General features: G+C 64.1%; 15 protein-coding genes and 1 pseudogene. 12 read left to right on the top strand and 4 right to left on the bottom strand.

Features of this window, described 5'->3' with window-relative positions; all coding sequences use genetic code 11:
* Positions 1–598: 598 nt before the first annotated feature.
* Positions 599–745 (top strand): annotated as a pseudogene (locus ACE10Z_RS25755) (IS630 family transposase); the annotation flags it as partial.
* A 117-nt stretch (positions 746–862) separates the two neighbouring features.
* Here ACE10Z_RS25755 and ACE10Z_RS25750 read toward each other — a convergent pair.
* Positions 863–2,110: an MFS transporter gene (locus ACE10Z_RS25750; protein WP_375783265.1), complete on the bottom strand. Its 1,248-nt coding sequence runs from the start codon at positions 2,108–2,110 to the stop codon at positions 863–865.
* 56 nt (positions 2,111–2,166) lie between these two features.
* Positions 2,167–3,420, bottom strand: a complete 1,254-nt coding sequence (gene tyrS, locus ACE10Z_RS25745; protein ID WP_375783264.1) for a tyrosine--tRNA ligase — start codon at positions 3,418–3,420, stop codon at positions 2,167–2,169.
* Between the two features lie 152 nt (positions 3,421–3,572).
* On the opposite strand from tyrS, the gene ACE10Z_RS25740 reads away from it, so the two are divergent.
* The 3 genes from ACE10Z_RS25740 to ACE10Z_RS25730 all read left to right on the top strand — a co-directional run bounded on the left by ACE10Z_RS25740 (position 3,573) and on the right by ACE10Z_RS25730 (position 5,770).
* Entirely contained in the window at positions 3,573–4,676 is a 1,104-nt protein-coding gene (locus ACE10Z_RS25740; RefSeq protein ID WP_375783263.1) for an anhydro-N-acetylmuramic acid kinase, read from the top strand.
* An 83-nt stretch (positions 4,677–4,759) separates the two neighbouring features.
* Complete coding sequence (locus ACE10Z_RS25735; RefSeq protein ID WP_375783262.1) at positions 4,760–5,437, top strand: glutathione S-transferase family protein; 678 nt, start codon at positions 4,760–4,762, stop codon at positions 5,435–5,437.
* Between the two features lie 3 nt (positions 5,438–5,440).
* Positions 5,441–5,770, top strand: coding sequence for a DMT family transporter (locus ACE10Z_RS25730; RefSeq protein ID WP_375783261.1), 330 nt, complete (start codon positions 5,441–5,443; stop codon positions 5,768–5,770).
* A 107-nt stretch (positions 5,771–5,877) separates the two neighbouring features.
* Here ACE10Z_RS25730 and ACE10Z_RS25725 read toward each other — a convergent pair whose 3' ends face one another.
* Positions 5,878–6,525, bottom strand: a complete 648-nt coding sequence (locus ACE10Z_RS25725; protein WP_016843213.1) for an alpha/beta hydrolase — start codon at positions 6,523–6,525, stop codon at positions 5,878–5,880.
* 460 nt (positions 6,526–6,985) lie between these two features.
* On the opposite strand from ACE10Z_RS25725, the gene ACE10Z_RS25720 reads away from it, so the two are divergent.
* The 8 genes from ACE10Z_RS25720 to ACE10Z_RS25685 all read left to right on the top strand — a co-directional run bounded on the left by ACE10Z_RS25720 (position 6,986) and on the right by ACE10Z_RS25685 (position 14,676).
* Complete coding sequence (locus ACE10Z_RS25720) at positions 6,986–8,143, top strand: cysteine desulfurase family protein (RefSeq protein ID WP_375783260.1); 1,158 nt, start codon at positions 6,986–6,988, stop codon at positions 8,141–8,143.
* Between the two features lie 96 nt (positions 8,144–8,239).
* Complete coding sequence (gene sufB / locus ACE10Z_RS25715) at positions 8,240–9,736, top strand: Fe-S cluster assembly protein SufB (RefSeq protein ID WP_375783259.1); 1,497 nt, start codon at positions 8,240–8,242, stop codon at positions 9,734–9,736.
* Between the two features lie 58 nt (positions 9,737–9,794).
* The gene (sufC, locus tag ACE10Z_RS25710; RefSeq protein ID WP_375783258.1) at positions 9,795–10,547 is read left to right on the top strand and encodes a Fe-S cluster assembly ATPase SufC; all 753 of its coding nucleotides are present in this window, start codon (positions 9,795–9,797) and stop codon (positions 10,545–10,547) included.
* Positions 10,548–10,564: 17 nt separating this feature from the next.
* Positions 10,565–11,887, top strand: coding sequence for a Fe-S cluster assembly protein SufD (gene sufD / locus ACE10Z_RS25705; RefSeq protein ID WP_375783257.1), 1,323 nt, complete (start codon positions 10,565–10,567; stop codon positions 11,885–11,887).
* Entirely contained in the window at positions 11,884–13,131 is a 1,248-nt protein-coding gene (locus ACE10Z_RS25700) for a cysteine desulfurase (RefSeq protein WP_375783256.1), read from the top strand. Before sufD ends, ACE10Z_RS25700 begins: the two co-directional genes overlap by 4 nt.
* Positions 13,128–13,499, top strand: coding sequence for an SUF system Fe-S cluster assembly protein (locus ACE10Z_RS25695; protein WP_028342143.1), 372 nt, complete (start codon positions 13,128–13,130; stop codon positions 13,497–13,499). Before ACE10Z_RS25700 ends, ACE10Z_RS25695 begins: the two co-directional genes overlap by 4 nt.
* A gap of 167 nt (positions 13,500–13,666) precedes the next feature.
* Complete coding sequence (locus tag ACE10Z_RS25690; RefSeq protein WP_018271449.1) at positions 13,667–14,056, top strand: iron-sulfur cluster assembly accessory protein; 390 nt, start codon at positions 13,667–13,669, stop codon at positions 14,054–14,056.
* Between the two features lie 143 nt (positions 14,057–14,199).
* Positions 14,200–14,676 (top strand): TfoX/Sxy family protein, encoded by a 477-nt coding sequence (locus ACE10Z_RS25685; protein WP_375783255.1) that lies wholly within the window; start codon positions 14,200–14,202, stop codon positions 14,674–14,676.
* Between the two features lie 152 nt (positions 14,677–14,828).
* Here the strand turns inward: ACE10Z_RS25685 and ACE10Z_RS25680 are convergent, their stop codons facing one another.
* Positions 14,829–15,896: a GGDEF domain-containing protein gene (locus ACE10Z_RS25680; protein ID WP_375783254.1), complete on the bottom strand. Its 1,068-nt coding sequence runs from the start codon at positions 15,894–15,896 to the stop codon at positions 14,829–14,831.
* Between the last annotated feature and the right edge of the window lie 21 nt (positions 15,897–15,917).

The following is a 15,917-nucleotide window of genomic DNA, read 5'->3' as shown; positions in this document are numbered from 1 at the left end:
TTCTTCACCTCGATGGTGCCACTAGGGCACCACGCGGATCGCTCGTGCCTTTCGGCTGGCGACTTCCGCGGGACATCGTGCGCGATTGATGCGCAAGCTTGATGCGACTTATTTTCATGGCGGAGAACTCTCGTCGAGAGCCGCTGTGCCTTGGCAAAGATAAGGTCTCGCAGTCTCGCAAGGTGGTCGCCTTGAGCGAGCCTACCTTGACTCAGATCAAATGTGCAGGTTGGACGAACGATTTAACGGAGAGAGAAAATTTACGAGGCCCAGCAGTGGGATGTCCGGGGTGGGTCATTCGCTACATGGGCGATCCAGCGAAAAATCCGGCCATGTCCGTTATTGCGCCCAAAGCAGAGTTAACCGGACATCAGTCCGACGGTCGCTTAGTGAGCCCACGCGCTAGCTAGTCATCTGGAACGCAAGTTCGTCGCATTAGTTGATGGCTCGAATCTTTGTAGAGGAGAGCGCTTGTGGGGCAGGTGTGAGAGGCCGGCCGATCGCGCCGTTAGTGCTCAGTCCGCAGGAGCGCACGTACCTAGAGAGGCAAGTTCGTCGTCATCGTGTTGCGCGGTCGCTATCTGAACGATGCCGCAAGCAGTTCGAGGCCGACATCCGTACCTTCATCGACCTGCACAACGAAAATCCGAAGCCCTTCAAATGGACCAAGTCTGCTGACCAGATTTTGGCTTCCGTCAAACGCTTCTGCCACAAAGCCCACCAGACTTTATGTGGTGAACTTTAGATTCACGTGACTAGTCATCGCGGGAATTGCTCTCAAAATAAAAACGCGCTGTGTACATCCGACGGCGCGTCCGGGCATGAACCGGCGTTGTTCGCTCTATGGAGCCGATAACGTTCGTCAGCGCCGCAGCGCCGGCACCACCAGGAACGGAATCAGGCCGAGCACCACGTTGACGAGCGCGAAGGCGATCAGCGGATTGTAGCTGTGGGTCCAGTCGTGGATCAGGCCGCCGCCCCAGGAGCCGAGCGCCGAGCCGAGGCCGCTGCCGATCATGATCGTGCCGTAGATCGTGCCGACGCGCTCGCCGCGGAAGATCTTCAGCGCGGTCGCGGTGATCAGCGGGCCGCGCGAGCCGATCATGCTGCCGAAGCAGACGATGAAGCCGGTCAGCAGCCAGTAGTTCGGATACCACTGCAACAGCCAGAGCAGGATGATGCCGAGGATCGAGACGCCGTAGCTGAACAGCACCGAGGGCCGGCGGCCGATGATGCCGTCGAGGGTGGACACGCCGAGCATGCCGACGAACAGCGCAACGCCGGAGAAGCCCCAGGCAGTCGCTGCCTGCAGCGGCGGGAAGCCGACATCGATCAGGTAGGCGACGATCTGCGCCGTCAGCGCATACATCGCAATCGCGGTGAAGAAGAAGGTCGAGAACAACGCCCAGAAGGCATGGTGGCGCATCGCGCGGAGCAGCGTCCAGCCTTCCTCGGCGAGGCCAGCTTGCGCCTTCTTCACGATGTGCGGCGATCCGCCTGCGAGCAACCGCCACGGCAGGAAGACCAGCGGGACCAGCAGGCCAAGCGCACCGACGCCGAACACCTGATAGGCCTCGCGCCAGCCGATCCGGTCGATCAGCACCTGCGACAGCGGCAGCAGCAAGAGGAGGCCGGCGCCGGTCGCCGAATACATCACGGCCATCGCGGTCGGCAGTCGCGGCCCGAACCAGCGGCCGAGCAGGATCGAGTTCGAGACGTTGCCGATCAGCGCGGTGCCGAAGCCGACGCAGAGGCCGACGCTGAGCTGGAATTGCCAGAGCTGCTCGGCGCGTGAGGCGATCAGGAATGCGCAGCCGAGCAGCGACAGGCCCAGCGCATAGACCACGCGCGGACCCGAGCGGTCGAACAGGCGCCCGACCAGCGGCGCGGTGAGGCCGCTGGCGAGCCAGGTCAGCGAATAGACCGACACCACCGAGGCGCGGTCCCAGCCGAAATTTTCCGAGATCGGTTTGAGGAACACCGTGAAGCTGTCGCTGAGGCCGCGCCCGAGCACCGACAGCACGAAGCAGAGCGCGAGCACGTTCAGCGCGACGCGCGACTGTTTCGCCGGCGTTGCAAGCGTCTCGTTCGGAGGCGTGGTCTGGTCCATCGGAAAAGAGGGAGCGCGCTTTGGGCGCTCCCCACAACCGACAAATGCGAATGCGCCTATGCAGGCTTCAGCAGGATGTGCCGCTTCTTGCCGAGCGACAACTTGACCACACCCTCCGGCGTCAGATTGGCCGGCGTCAGCAGCATCTTCTCGTCGGTGACGGCAGCATCGTTGACGCGCAGTCCGCCGCCCTTGATCTGCCGCCGCGCTTCGCCGTTGGACGCGACGAGCTCGGCCTTGACGAAGGCGGCGAGCACGCCGACGCCGGCTTCCAATTCGCCGCGCGGAATTTCCACCGTCGGCAGGGTTTCGGCCAGCGCGCCTTCCTCGAAGGTGCGGCGCGCGGTCTCGGCGGCTTCATTGGCCGCATCGCGGCCGTGGAGCAGGGCCGTGGCCTCGGTCGCCAGCACCTTCTTGGCCTCGTTGATCTCGCTGCCACCGAGCGCCGCGAGCTTATTGATCTCGCTCATCGGCAGGATCGTGAACAGCTTGAGGAACTTGACGACGTCGGCGTCCTCGACGTTGCGCCAGTACTGCCAGAAATCGTACGGCGAAAACTGGTCGGCGTTGAGCCACACCGCGCCCTTGGCGGTCTTGCCCATCTTGTCGCCGGAGGCGGTGGTCAGCAGCGGCGTGGTCAATGCGAACAGTTGCGGCGTGCCCATGCGGCGGCCGAGATCGACGCCGTTGACGATGTTGCCCCACTGGTCGGAGCCGCCCATCTGCAGCCGGCAGCCGGTGCGGCGCGACAACTCGACGAAGTCGTAGGCCTGGCAGACCATGTAGTTGAATTCGATGAAGCTCATCTCTTGCTCGCGCTCGAGCCGGAGCCGCACCGAGTCCATCGTCAGCATGCGGTTGACCGAGAAGTGCCGGCCGATGTCGCGCAGCATCTCGATCCAGTTCAGTTTCGTCAGCCACTCGGCGTTGTCGAGCATGATGGCGTCGGAGGGCCCATTGCCATAGCGCAGCACCTTGGCGAACACGCCGCGGATCGAGGCCTTGTTGGCTTCGATCTCCGCCACCGTGCGCATTGCGCGCGTCTCGTCCTTGCCGGAGGGGTCGCCGACCATCGTGGTGCCGCCGCCCATCAATGTTATCGGTTTGTTGCCGCTCTGTTGCAGCCAGTACAGCATCATCATGGTGAGGAAGTTGCCGATATGCAGCGACGGCGCGGTGCAGTCATAGCCGACATAGGCGGTCGCCTCGCCCTTCGCGGCAAGCGCGTCGAGGCCCTCGAAATCGGAGCACTGGTGGACGAAGCCGCGTTCCTGTAGAGTGTTCAGGAAATCCGATTTAAATGCAGTCATTTGTCGGCGAGCCAGATCATTCTTGTTTTACGGTTTTTGCATCTATTTGCGGAACCTTGACGCTTGAGGCTGCCGCAGGCGGACGCGCAGTGGCATTATAGGATGTACTTGTTTGAGACAAGCCGGGGGTTCCCGGCTGGGGCGCTTCCAAGATGATGTTAACGGCACTCGGTCTGATGAGCGGGACCTCGCTCGACGGGGTCGATGTGGCACTGATCGAGACCGATGGCCGCCAGATCAAGGCCTTCGGACCGACGGGCTATCGCCCCTATACCGACGGCGAGCGCAGCCTGCTGCGCCAGGCGCTGACCGAGGCCGTTCATCTGTCGCGGCGCGACGCCCGGCCGGGGGTCTTGCGGCAGGCCGAGCAGGCCATCACGACTGCTCATGCCGAGGCGGTCGCCAGCTTCACGGCGCAGACCAGGATCTCCGCCCAGGACATCGACATCGTCGGGTTCCATGGCCAGACCGTGCTGCATCGCCCGGAGCGGAAGCTGACGGTCCAGATCGGCGATGCCCTGGCACTCGCCAAGGCGATCCACATTCCGGTGATGCATGATTTCCGTGCCGCCGACGTCGAGGCCGGCGGACAGGGCGCGCCGCTCGTGCCGGTCTACCACCGCGCGCTGGCGCAATCGCTGAACCGCGAGGGGCCGACCGTCGTGGTCAATATCGGCGGCGTTTCCAACATCACCTATATCGACGGAACCGACGCGCTGATCGCCTGCGACACCGGCCCCGGCAACGCGCTGCTCGACGACTTCATGTTCCGCCAGATGCATCAGCCGTTCGACACCGCCGGCAAGTTCGCAGCGCTGGGCAAACCGGACGAGGCCTGGATCGCTCAGGCCTTGAGGCTGCCGTTCTTTGCGCTGCCGCCGCCGAAATCGCTCGACCGCAACGACTTTGCCGGCCTGAAGCTCGGTGCCGTGGCGCCGGCCGATGGCGCCGCGACGCTGACCGCTTTCACGGCGGCCGCGATCGCCCGCGTGGTGCCGCTGCTGCCCAAACGGCCGAAGAGCTGGATCATTTGCGGCGGCGGCGCCTCCAACCTCACGATGCTGCGGATGCTGCGCGAGCGGCTGGCGCCGGCGCTTGTCGAGCCGGCCGAGGCGCTCGGCTGGGCGGCGGACGCGATCGAGGCGCAGGCCTTCGGCTTCCTCGCCGCGCGCGGAATGAAGGGGCTGCCGCTGAGCTACCCCGCCACCACGGGGGTGCCGATCCCGATGACCGGGGGCATCATCGCGCGACCGTGATTTAGATGCAAATGCATCTACCTTGACAGTTCCATGCCGCTGCATTTAATTCGATGCAGTTGCATTGAACGCGAGGTTCGTCCATGGCCGCCCTGAAGTTGATCAGCCACAAGCTCTGTCCCTATGTGCAACGCGCGGTGATCGCGCTGCATGAGAAGGGCGTGCCGTTCGAGCGGATCGACATCGATCTCGCCAACAAGCCGGACTGGTTCCTGAAGATCTCGCCGCTCGGCAAGGTGCCGGTGCTTGTCGTGACCGGCGACGACGGCAAGGAGGTCGCGCTGTTCGAGAGCAACGTGATCTGCGAGTATATCGAGGAGACGCAAGGCGGCGCGAAGCTGCATCCCGAGAATGCGCTGACGCGCGCCGAGCATCGCGCCTGGATGGAGTTCGGCTCGGCCGTTCTCGGCGACCTCTGGGGGCTCGAGACCGCGACCGATGCCGCGACCTTCGAGAGCAAGCGCCAGGCGGTCGCCGCAAAATTCGCGCGTGTCGAGGCCGCGCTCGGCGCGGGTCCGTTCTTCGCCGGAGAGAAGTTCAGTCTGGTGGATGCGGTGTTCGCGCCGGTCTTCCGCTATTTCGATCTGTTCGACCAGCTGACCGATCTGGCCGTTTTCACGCACACGCCAAAGCTCCGTGCGTGGCGCAGCGCGCTGGCGCAGCGGCCGAGCGTGCGCAGCGCCGTTTCACCTGAATATCCCGCGCTGCTGCACGCGTTCCTGGTCGGCCACCGCGCGCATATGCTGAAGCTTGCCGCGTAAGCTATGTCGCATTCCATTGCCTGGATCGCGCTGGTCGTCGCCGGTCTGCTCGACGTCGGCTGGGCGATCTCGATGAAATATGCCGAAGGCTATACGCGCCTCGGCTGGACGCTGGTCTCGCTGGCGCTGCTCGCCGCGTTCGTATTCCTGCTCGGGCGCGCGTTGCAGGTGCTCGGGGTCGGCGTCGCCTACACGGTATGGACCGGCATCGGTGCGGTCGGCACGCTGACTATGGGCATGCTGTTGTTCAACGAAGCGTTGAACCCGATGAAGGTGGCCGGGATCGCGTTGGTGCTGGTCGGAATCGCGGCGCTGAAATTCGCACCGGAGTAAGTGGCTTCGTAGCCCGGATGAAGCGAAGCGCAATCCGGGGCAGGTCTAACCGCGGAGCCAGCGCTCCCGGATTTCGCTGCGCTCCATCCGGGCCACGAGATCAGCGCTCACCGCACGTTGGCAAGCCGCATGTCGAGATAGCCGGTCACCGTCTCCATCAACGGCTCGAGCTTGCCGTCGAAGAAATGGTTGGCGCCGGGGATGACCTGCTGGTCGATCACGATGCCCTTCTGCGTCTTCAGCTTCTCGACCAGCGTGTTGACGTCCTTGGGCGGCACCACGGCGTCCTTGTCGCCATGTACGATCAGGCCCGACGACGGGCAGGGCGCGAGGAACGAGAAGTCGTAGAGATTGGCGGGCGGCGCGATCGAGATGAAACCCTCGACCTCAGGCCGGCGCATCAGAAGCTGCATGCCGATCCATGCGCCGAACGAGAAGCCCGCAACCCAACAGGCACGCGCTTCCGGATTGATCGCCTGCGCCCAGTCGAGCGCGCTCGCGGCGTCGGACAATTCGCCGGTGCCGTGATCGAACGAGCCCTGGCTGCGGCCGACGCCACGGAAGTTGAAGCGCAGCACCGAGAAGCCGCGATGCGCGAACGCGTAGTAGCACTGATAGACGATCTGGTGGTTCATCGTGCCGTGGAACTGCGGATGCGGATGCAGGATCATCGCAATCGGCGCGTTCTTCTGCTTGGCCGGATGGTAGCGGCCTTCGAGACGGCCAGCAGGGCCGGTGAAAATGACTTCAGGCATTGTGTTCCCTTGATTGACGCGTTCCCTTGATTGACGTCGATCAATCAACCGGTTGGAGCCATCTTCGGCGTCGGGCGCGAGCAGAGCGGCTCGTGATGAAATCGGGTGCAGGCGCCGCCGGGCGGCACGCTGGAAGGCCTTCTAGCATGACGCAAGGGGCAAAAATCAAGGAAATTGTGCCGCTTGGCGGAGGCGAATCCGCTCCGCGACGCGCGCGCAGCCGCTGCGTCGGCGGCGATCCGGATCAGCGCGCCGAATTGCTCGTTGGCTACCTGAAGTTTTGCTTTGTCATATTGCTATCGCGCGCGGCGCAGGGGTTGTCTCGCCTGGCAACACGATGGGGCTCTCGGCGGGCGTGAAAAATCTCCCGCATTGGCGACTCCGATCTGGTCTCGCTGCCCGACTGTCGTTATGTCGCAGTGGAAGGCCGCAACCACGGTGGTTGCCGCGGACAAGCTTGATGGCCGATCGCGTCTATCTCGACTGGAATGCCACTACGCCGCTTCGCCAGGAGGCGAAGGCGGCGATGACTGCGGCATGGGAATTGAGCGGCAACCCCTCCTCGGTGCACAGCGAGGGCCGCCGCGCACGCCGGCTGATCGAGGATGCCCGCAATGCGGTGGCGAAGGCGGTTGGCGGCCGGCCGCAGGACGTGGTGTTTCTCTCCGGCGGGACCGAAGCCAACGCGCTCGCATTGACGCCGGGATTGCGCCGCGGTGCGGGCGCGCCGGTCGGGCGGCTCCTGGTGTCTGCGATCGAGCATGCGTCCGTGCTCGCGGGCGGGCGGTTTGCGCGTGAGGCGCCCCTCGCGATCAACGTCACGCGCGCCGGGGTGATCGATCTCGATCATCTGCGTGCGCTGCTGGCGGACGGTCCGCCGGCGTTGGTCTCGGTGATGCTGGCGAACAACGAGACCGGCGCCATCCAGCCGGTGGCTGACGTCGCCGAGCTCGTCCACGCGGCCGGTGGCCTGCTGCATGTCGATGCGATCCAGGCATTCGGGAAGATCCGGTTCGATCTCGCCTCGACCCAGGCCGATCTCGTGACGCTGTCGGCGCACAAGATCGGTGGACCGAAGGGCGCCGGCGCGCTGGTGCTCGCCGAAGGCGTCGAAGGGCTGGAGGCGTTCCTGCGCGGCGGCGGGCAGGAGCTCGGGCGGCGGGCAGGGACCGAGAACGTCGCAGGCATCGCAGGCTTTGGTGCGGCCGTGACGGCCGCGATGGCGGCGCTGAAGGCCGACGCCGCCCGCGTCAGGGGACTGCGCGACCGGCTCGAGCATGGGCTCCGGCAGACGCCGGACATGGTGATCTTCTCCGATGACGTGAAACGGTTGCCAAATACCGTTCTGTTCACCGCGCCCGGTATGAAGGCCGAGACGGCGGTCATCGGATTCGATCTGGCGGGGGTCGCGGTGTCCTCGGGGTCCGCCTGCTCATCGGGCAAGGTCCAGCCGTCCCACGTGCTGGAGGCAATGGGATACCGTTCAGAGGTGTCCCAGGGAGCGGTGCGGCTTAGTCTTGGCTGGTCTACCACCGAGACAGACGTGGATTTGACCCTCAAGGCTTGGCGAAAGCTCGCCGATACCTTAGTTAAGGGAGAGCGACGAAACACAGCTTGAACAGTTCTAAGCGGGTGATTTCGTCTTCAAAGCATCGTAAGAGACTTCGGAACTTGAGATCCACCGCGGTCCTTGAAACCGCGAGCGGAGGATTGAATGCCTGCTGTACAAGAGACGGTCGAGCGCGTCCGGCGCATCGACGTCGACCAGTATCGATATGGGTTTGAGACTCAGATCGAGTCCGACAAGGCCCCGAAGGGGCTATCGGAAGATACCGTCCGCTTCATCTCGGCAAAGAAGAACGAACCGGCCTGGATGCTGGAATGGCGCCTTGAGGCGTATCGCCGCTGGCTGACCATGACCGAGCCGACCTGGGCGCGCGTCGAATATCCGAAGATCGACTATCAGGACATCTACTATTACTCGGCGCCGAAGCCGAAGAAGACGCTGTCCTCGATCGACGAGATCGATCCGGAAATCCTCAAGACCTACGAGAAGCTCGGCATCCCGCTGCGTGAGGTCGCAATCCTCGAAGGCGTCGAGCCGCCGCCCGGCGGACCGCCGTCGCCGAGCCGCAAGATCGCGGTCGACGCAGTGTTCGACTCGGTCTCGGTCGCGACCACCTTCCAGAAGGAGCTGAAGGCCGCCGGCGTGATCTTCATGCCGATCTCTGAGGCGATCCGCGAGCATCCCGATCTGGTGCAGAAATATCTCGGCACCGTGGTGCCGACCTCGGACAATTACTTCGCGACGCTGAATTCGGCGGTGTTCTCCGACGGCTCGTTCGTCTACGTGCCGCCGGGCGTGCGCTGCCCGATGGAGCTGTCGACCTATTTCCGCATCAACGAGCGCAACACGGGCCAGTTCGAGCGCACGCTGATCATCGCCGACAAGGGCTCCTACGTCTCCTATCTCGAAGGCTGCACCGCGCCGCAGCGCGACGAGAACCAGCTGCACGCCGCCGTGGTCGAGCTCGTCACGCTCGATGACGCCGAGATCAAGTATTCGACGGTGCAGAACTGGTATCCCGGCAATTCGGAAGGCAAGGGCGGCATCTACAATTTCGTCACCAAGCGTGGCGACTGCCGCGGCAAAAATTCCAAGATCTCCTGGACCCAGGTCGAGACCGGTTCGGCGATCACCTGGAAGTACCCGAGCTGCATCCTGCGGGGCGACAATTCGAGCGGCGAGTTCTACTCGATCGCGATCTCGAACGGTTTCCAGCAGGTTGATAGCGGCACCAAGATGATCCATCTCGGCAAGAACACGTCGAGCCGCATCATCTCCAAGGGCATCGCCGCCGGCAGGTCGCAGAACACCTATCGCGGCCTCGTCAGCGCGCACCGCAAAGCCACCGGCGCGCGCAACTACACCGCCTGCGACTCGCTCCTGATCGGCGACAAATGCGGCGCGCATACCGTGCCCTATGTCGAGGCCAAGAATTCCTCGGCGACGTTCGAGCACGAAGCGACGACGTCGAAGATTTCCGAGGACGTGCTGTTCTACTGCATCCAGCGCGGGCTCTCGCAGGAAGAAGCCGTCGGCCTCGTCGTCAACGGCTTCGTGAAGGACGTGCTGCAGCAACTGCCGATGGAGTTCGCGGTGGAAGCGCAGAAGCTGATCTCGATCAGTCTTGAAGGTTCGGTTGGCTAATCCATCCCCCTAACGGCGCGGCCGACGCGCCTCGCGGATGATGCTCAGGAAAAATCAGATGTCTCTGCTTGAAGTGAAAGATCTGAAGGTCCGTGTCGAGGAGCGCGAGATCCTCCACGGGCTGTCGCTCACGGTGAACCCGGGCGAGGTGCATGCGATCATGGGGCCGAACGGCTCCGGCAAGTCGACGCTCTCCCACGTCATCGCGGGCAAGCCCGGCTATGAAGTCACCGGCGGCCAAATTCTGTTCAAGGGCGAGGACCTCCTGGAGATGGCGCCCAATGATCGCGCCGCCAAGGGCGTGTTCCTGGCGTTCCAGTATCCGGTCGAGATCCCCGGCGTGACCACGTGGAATTTCCTGCACGCGGCGCTCAACGCCCAGCGCAAGGCGCGCGGCGAGGAAGAGATCTCCTCGCCGGCTTTCCTCAAGAAGGTCCGCGAAGTTGCCAAGTCGCTCAACATCCCGCAGGACATGCTGAAGCGCGGCGTCAACGTCGGCTTCTCCGGCGGCGAGAAGAAGCGCAACGAGATCCTGCAGATGGCACTGTTCGAGCCGGCCGTCTGCATCCTCGACGAAATGGATTCCGGCCTCGACATCGACGCGCTGCGGATCGCCGCCGACGGCGTCAATGCGCTGCGCTCGCCGGAGCGCGCGATGGTCGTCATCACCCACTATCAGCGGCTGCTCAACTACATCGTGCCCGATGTCGTGCACGTGATGTCGAAGGGCCGGGTGGTGAAGAGCGGCGGCAAGGAACTGGCGCTGGAGCTGGAAGAGTCCGGTTACGCGCAGTTCGAAGACGCTGCCTGACAAATGCGGGTTCTCAGATGAACGTTGTTGCAAAGACCGAGACCGGGCGCGCGCTGGGCGATGCATTCGCCGTGGTGCGCGACCGTCTGCCGGGCAAGGGCAAGATCGCCGATCAGCGCCGAGAGGCGTTCGAGGCCTATGAGCGCCTTGGCCTGCCGCATCGCCGGATCGAGGATTGGAAATACACCGACCTGCGCGCGCTGATGCGCGAGGTGCTGCCGCTGGCCCCTGCGCCGGATTCAGCCGCGCTGGGTCGTGCTGCTGCCGCCGTCAAGCTGCGGGCGATCGACGGCGTGCGCCGCCTGGTGCTGGTCGATGGCGCGTTCGCGCCTGATCTGTCCGATCTCGGCAATCTCGAAAAGGGCCTCAGCATCCGCCCGCTGCGCGAGGTGCTCGACGCCGGCGACGGTGTGCTTTCCGCGGAGGCCTTTGCCACCGACACCTCCAACCCCATGCTCGCGCTGAACGGTGCGATGGCGACCGATGGCGTCGTCATCGACGTCGCCAATGGGGCCGTGCTGGCCCAGCCGCTGCACATCGTGCACGTCGCATCGGGCGCGACGCCGGCTGCGATGTTCACGCGTTCGCTGCTCCGGCTCGGCCGCGATACCGGCGTGACGCTGGTGGAGAGCTATCTCGCCGGTGAGGGCGCCAAGGCCTACCAGACCCATGACGGGCTGATTGTCGCGATCGGCGACAATGCGCGGCTCGATCATGTCAGGCTGGTCGAGGACTCGATCGAGGCATTCAACATTTCCTCGGCGACGGTTTCGCTCGGCGCGCATGCCCATTTCAACACGTTCGGCCTGACCTCGGGCGGTCATGTCAGCCGCTACCAGCTGACGATCACCTGCGCCGGCGAGGGCTCCAAGGTCGAGACCAACGGCGTCAATCTGATCAACGGCAAGCAGCATGCCGACACCACGCTGTTCATGGATCACGCGGTGCCGCACTGCGCGAGCCGGGAGATCTTCCGCGCTGTCGTCGATGACCGCGCCCATTCCGTGTTCCAGGGGCGCATCATCGTCCGTCCGGACGCCCAGAAGACCGACGCCAAGATGATGACCCGCGCGCTGCTGCTGTCCGACGACGCGGAAGCCGACAACAAGCCGGAGCTCGAGATCTTCGCCGACGACGTCACCTGCGGTCATGGTGCGACCACCGGTGCGCTCGACGAGAGCCTGCTGTTCTACATGCGCGCCCGCGGGCTGCCCGAGAAGGAGGCGCAGGCGCTTCTGATCCAGGCTTTCGTCGGTGAGGCGATCGAGAGCATCGCCAGCGACGCGCTGCGCGAGGTCGCAATTGCCACCGCGCAGCGCTGGCTTCAGGCGAGGGCGTGAGCATGCACAAGGCGGTCGCCAACGGTTCTTACGACGTCGCCCTGGTGCGGCAGGATTTCCCGGCGCTCGCCATGCAGATCTACGGCAAGCCGCTGGTCTATCTCGACAACGCGGCCTCGGCGCAGAAGCCGAATGCGGTGCTCGATCGCATGACCGAGGCCTACAAGAGCGAATACGCCAATGTGCATCGTGGCCTGCATTACCTCGCCAATGCGGCGACGGAGGCCTATGAAGGCGCCCGCGGCAAGGTCGCGCAGTTCATCAACGCGCGCCGCAACGAAGAGATCGTTTTCACCCGCAACGTCACCGAGGCGATCAACCTGGTGGCATCGTCCTGGGGCGGGGTGAACATCAAGGAGGGCGACGAGATCGTCCTCTCGATCATGGAGCACCACTCCAACATCGTGCCGTGGCACTTCCTCAGGGAACGCCATGGTGCCGTGATCAAGTGGGCGCCGGTCGACGACGAGGGCAACTTCCTGATCGAGGAGTTCGAGAAGCTCCTGACGGCGCGCACCAAGATCGTCGCGATCACCCAGATGTCGAACGCGCTCGGCACCCTGGTTCCGGTCAAGGAGGTGGTCCGGTTGGCCCACGCCCGCGGCATTCCGGTGCTGGTCGACGGGGCACAGGGCGCGGTGCATCTGCCGATCGACGTGCAGGACCTCGATTGCGATTTCTATGCCTTCACCGGCCACAAGGTGTACGGGCCGACCGGCATCGGCGCGCTGTACGCCAAGCATGAGCATCTGGTGGCGATGCGGCCGTTCAACGGCGGCGGCGAGATGATCCGTGAAGTGGCCAAGGACTGGGTCACCTATGGCGATCCGCCGCACAAGTTCGAGGCCGGGACGCCGCCGATCGTCGAGGCAATCGGGCTGGGTGCCGCGATCGACTACGTCAATTCGATCGGCAAGGAGCGCATCGCCGCGCATGAGCACGAGCTGCTGACCTACGCGCAGGACAGTTTGCGCGAGATCAACTCGTTGCGCGTGATCGGAACCGCCCGCAACAAGGGGCCGGTGATCTCGTTCGAGATGAAGGGGGCGCATCCCCACGATGTCGCGACCGTGATCGATCGTCAGGGCATCGCGGTGCGTGCCGGCACCCATTGCGTGATGCCGCTTTTAGAGCGGTTCAACGTCACGGCCACCTGCCGCGCATCCTTCGGGATGTATAATACAAAGGAAGAAGTCGACCATCTGGCGCAAGCGCTGATCAAGGCGCGGGAATTGTTCGCATGACCGATACAGCCGAAGTCAAGACGGCCACCATGGAAACCACCTCGGCACTGCCGGCGGAGGAGACCGAGCGCATGAGCGGCGAGATCGTCGCGGCGCTGAAGACGGTGTTCGACCCGGAAATTCCGGCCGACATCTACGAGCTCGGCCTGATCTACAAGGTCGATCTCAAGGATGATCGCTCGGTCGACATCCTGATGACGCTGACCACGCCGAACTGCCCGGCCGCCGGCGAGCTGCCGCAGATGGTCGAGAACGCGGTTGCCAGCGTTCCCGGCGTCGGCGTCGTCAACGTCAATCTGGTGTGGGATCCGGCCTGGACGCCGGACCGGATGTCGGACGAGGCGCGCCTCGTCCTCAATATGTGGTGATGCGTTAGAGCGTTTTCGAGCGAAGTGGCTGCCGGTTCGCGTGAAGAAAACGCGACCAAACAAAGGAGAAGAGATTGATCCGAATCGGGTCAATCTCTGGGGGGATCGAGCTTAACCTTGGAATGACTGGCAATTGATTTGCCGCTGGGACTGACCACATGAGTGACATGACACAAGCCTCACCGACCCCAGCCAAGCCGAAGCGGCCACGCCCGCAGGTCATGAGACTGACCGATGCCGCGGCGGAGCGGATCACCGAGCTGACCAAGCGCGCCGATTCCGAGATCGTCGGCCTGCGCGTCGGCATCAAGAACGGCGGCTGCGCCGGACAATCCTACACCGTCGAATATGCCCATGAGATCCGTCCGACCGACGAAGTGGTCGAGGACAAGGGCGTGAAGATCCTGGTCGATCCGAAGGCCGTGCTGTTCCTGCTCGGCACCGAGATGGACTACGTGGCCGACAGGATGCAGGCCCAGTTCGTGTTCAACAACCCGAACCAGGTCTCCGCCTGCGGCTGCGGCGAATCGGTGCAGCTCAAGCCGGCGACGGTCTAGGCATCGCGTCCCGGACGCGATGCGGCGTGTAACGCTGCATCGCAGAGCCGGGACCCATTCCCCAATTGCGCAAAGGCCGATGGGCCCCGGCTCTGCAGCGCATCGTTCCACGCTGCGCTGCGTCCGGGGCATGAGGCAGCCATATGGACCGCGAATTCCTCACCGACCTGTTCGCCGATTTCGGCCCGGTCACGCTGCGCCGGATGTTCTCCGGCTACGGCATCTCCGCTGACGGCACCAACTTCGCGCTCGCGCTGCGCGCCGGGCTCTACTTCCGCGCCGATGAGGAGACCATCCCGCAATTCGAGGCCGAAGGCTGCGGGCCGTTCCAGTACCAGACCCGCGCCAAGACGGTGACGGTGAACTCGTACTGGCAACTGCCGGCGCGGCTGTTCGATGATTCCGAGGAGCTTGCTGTCTGGGCACGCTCGGCGCTCGGCGCGGCCCAGCGCGCTGCGCTGCGCAAGCGGCCGAGGAAACGACCGGCTGCGAGGATGGCGGCGCCGGCGAAGAAGACTGTGACGAAGAAGGCCACTGGCAGGAAGGCCGCGGTGAGGAAGTCAGCTGCCAGAAAGCCTCCGGCCAAGAAACGCGCACCGAGGAAACGGTCATCATCCTGATGGCCAAATGCATCCACGTCATTGCGAGGAGCGATAGCGACGAAGCAATCCATGTGTCCGCATATGCGGTTGGATGGATTGCTTCGCTTTGCTCGCAATGACGTGGATGTAGCTGCGCGTATGGCCTGCTGTCTCGCTACGAGGCGAGCAGGTCACGCCACCCGGGTCTGCGTCTCGGCGCTGTATTCCGGATCGGCTTCGCAGATCACGCGGTTGCGGCCGGCGCGCTTGGCGGCGTAGAGGCAGGCGTCGGCGCGCTCGATCAGGGAATCCGTGTCGTCGGCCGGCTTCAGCATGGAGACGCCGACCGAGATCGTGACGCGGCCGAGGATTTCGCCGGTCGACTTCTTCTTCAGCTCCTTGGACATCACGGCACGGCGGATGTGGTCGGCAACCGTCAGCGCCTGGCGCAGCGCGGTGTTCGGCAGCACGACCGCGAATTCCTCGCCGCCATAGCGGGCGGTGATGTCCTGGCCCTTGATGGTCTGTTTCAGCGACTGCGCCACCAGCCGCAGCACCTGATCGCCGGTGAGATGGCCGTAGGAATCGTTGAACGACTTGAAGTGATCGATGTCGAACATCAGCAGCGACAGCGGCTCGCCGCTGGCCAACGCGGCCTGCACCGCCATGTCGATCGAGCGGTCGAAATATTTCCGGTTGCCGAGGCCGGTGAGCGGATCGGTCAGGCTCTCGGCGCGGATCGCCTCGAGGCTGTGTTGCAGGTCGCTGATCTCCGACTTCGACAGCGCGAGCCGGTTCTCCAGTGCCTGATTGGTCTCGCGCATCTCGCGCGTCGATTTGGCCAGCCCCTCGACGATGGTCTTGATCTGGTCGCGGGTGGTCGCGGTCGAGAGCCGGTCGCTGGCGCCGACGAGGCTGGCGTCGTAGGTCGCGGACACGCCGAGCGCATCGGTGATCAGCCGCATGACGGCGTCGATCTCGCCGATGACGCGCGCGCCGACCTTGTCGATGCGGTCCGAGGTCTTGATGTGCGAAAGATAGGTTTCGTAGATCTGCTCGAGATCGGATTCCGAGAGCTTGCCGCTGCGCGCGAGCGTCTCGTTGATGACCTTGTTGAGCGGTGCGTTGTATCCGGTCGCGTAGACGTACCAGATCTCATAGTTGCGGGGGACCGCGGTCTGGCGAAGCGAGCGAATCTGACCAAGCGCGACTTCGGCAAAGGCCAACGTACGTTCGTGTTCGTCCAGCAGCTTGACCACTGTTACGTCCTCAATGCACGC

Origin of the sequence: Bradyrhizobium sp. Pha-3 (genome assembly GCF_042258615.1) — a bacterium.
GTDB lineage: Bacteria > Pseudomonadota > Alphaproteobacteria > Rhizobiales > Xanthobacteraceae > Bradyrhizobium.
The sequence above is the reverse complement of the archived record's forward strand: the minus strand, read 5'-3'. Positions and strand labels throughout refer to the sequence as shown.

Excerpts from the sequence above, each read along its gene's own strand:
- ACE10Z_RS25690 (WP_018271449.1), top strand. The coding sequence starts at position 13,667 with ATGACACAAGCCTCACCGACCCCAGCCAAGCCGAAGCGGCCACGCCCG.
- sufB (WP_375783259.1), top strand. The coding sequence starts at position 8,240 with ATGCCTGCTGTACAAGAGACGGTCGAGCGCGTCCGGCGCATCGACGTC.
- sufD (WP_375783257.1), top strand. The coding sequence starts at position 10,565 with ATGAACGTTGTTGCAAAGACCGAGACCGGGCGCGCGCTGGGCGATGCA.
- ACE10Z_RS25735 (WP_375783262.1), top strand. The coding sequence starts at position 4,760 with ATGGCCGCCCTGAAGTTGATCAGCCACAAGCTCTGTCCCTATGTGCAA.
- ACE10Z_RS25740 (WP_375783263.1), top strand. The coding sequence starts at position 3,573 with ATGATGTTAACGGCACTCGGTCTGATGAGCGGGACCTCGCTCGACGGG.
- ACE10Z_RS25730 (WP_375783261.1), top strand. The coding sequence starts at position 5,441 with ATGTCGCATTCCATTGCCTGGATCGCGCTGGTCGTCGCCGGTCTGCTC.
- sufC (WP_375783258.1), top strand. The coding sequence starts at position 9,795 with ATGTCTCTGCTTGAAGTGAAAGATCTGAAGGTCCGTGTCGAGGAGCGC.
- tyrS (WP_375783264.1), bottom strand. The coding sequence starts at position 3,420 with ATGACTGCATTTAAATCGGATTTCCTGAACACTCTACAGGAACGCGGC.
- ACE10Z_RS25695 (WP_028342143.1), top strand. The coding sequence starts at position 13,128 with ATGACCGATACAGCCGAAGTCAAGACGGCCACCATGGAAACCACCTCG.
- ACE10Z_RS25685 (WP_375783255.1), top strand. The coding sequence starts at position 14,200 with ATGGACCGCGAATTCCTCACCGACCTGTTCGCCGATTTCGGCCCGGTC.
- ACE10Z_RS25720 (WP_375783260.1), top strand. The coding sequence starts at position 6,986 with ATGGCCGATCGCGTCTATCTCGACTGGAATGCCACTACGCCGCTTCGC.
- ACE10Z_RS25725 (WP_016843213.1), bottom strand. The coding sequence starts at position 6,525 with ATGCCTGAAGTCATTTTCACCGGCCCTGCTGGCCGTCTCGAAGGCCGC.
- ACE10Z_RS25750 (WP_375783265.1), bottom strand. The coding sequence starts at position 2,110 with ATGGACCAGACCACGCCTCCGAACGAGACGCTTGCAACGCCGGCGAAA.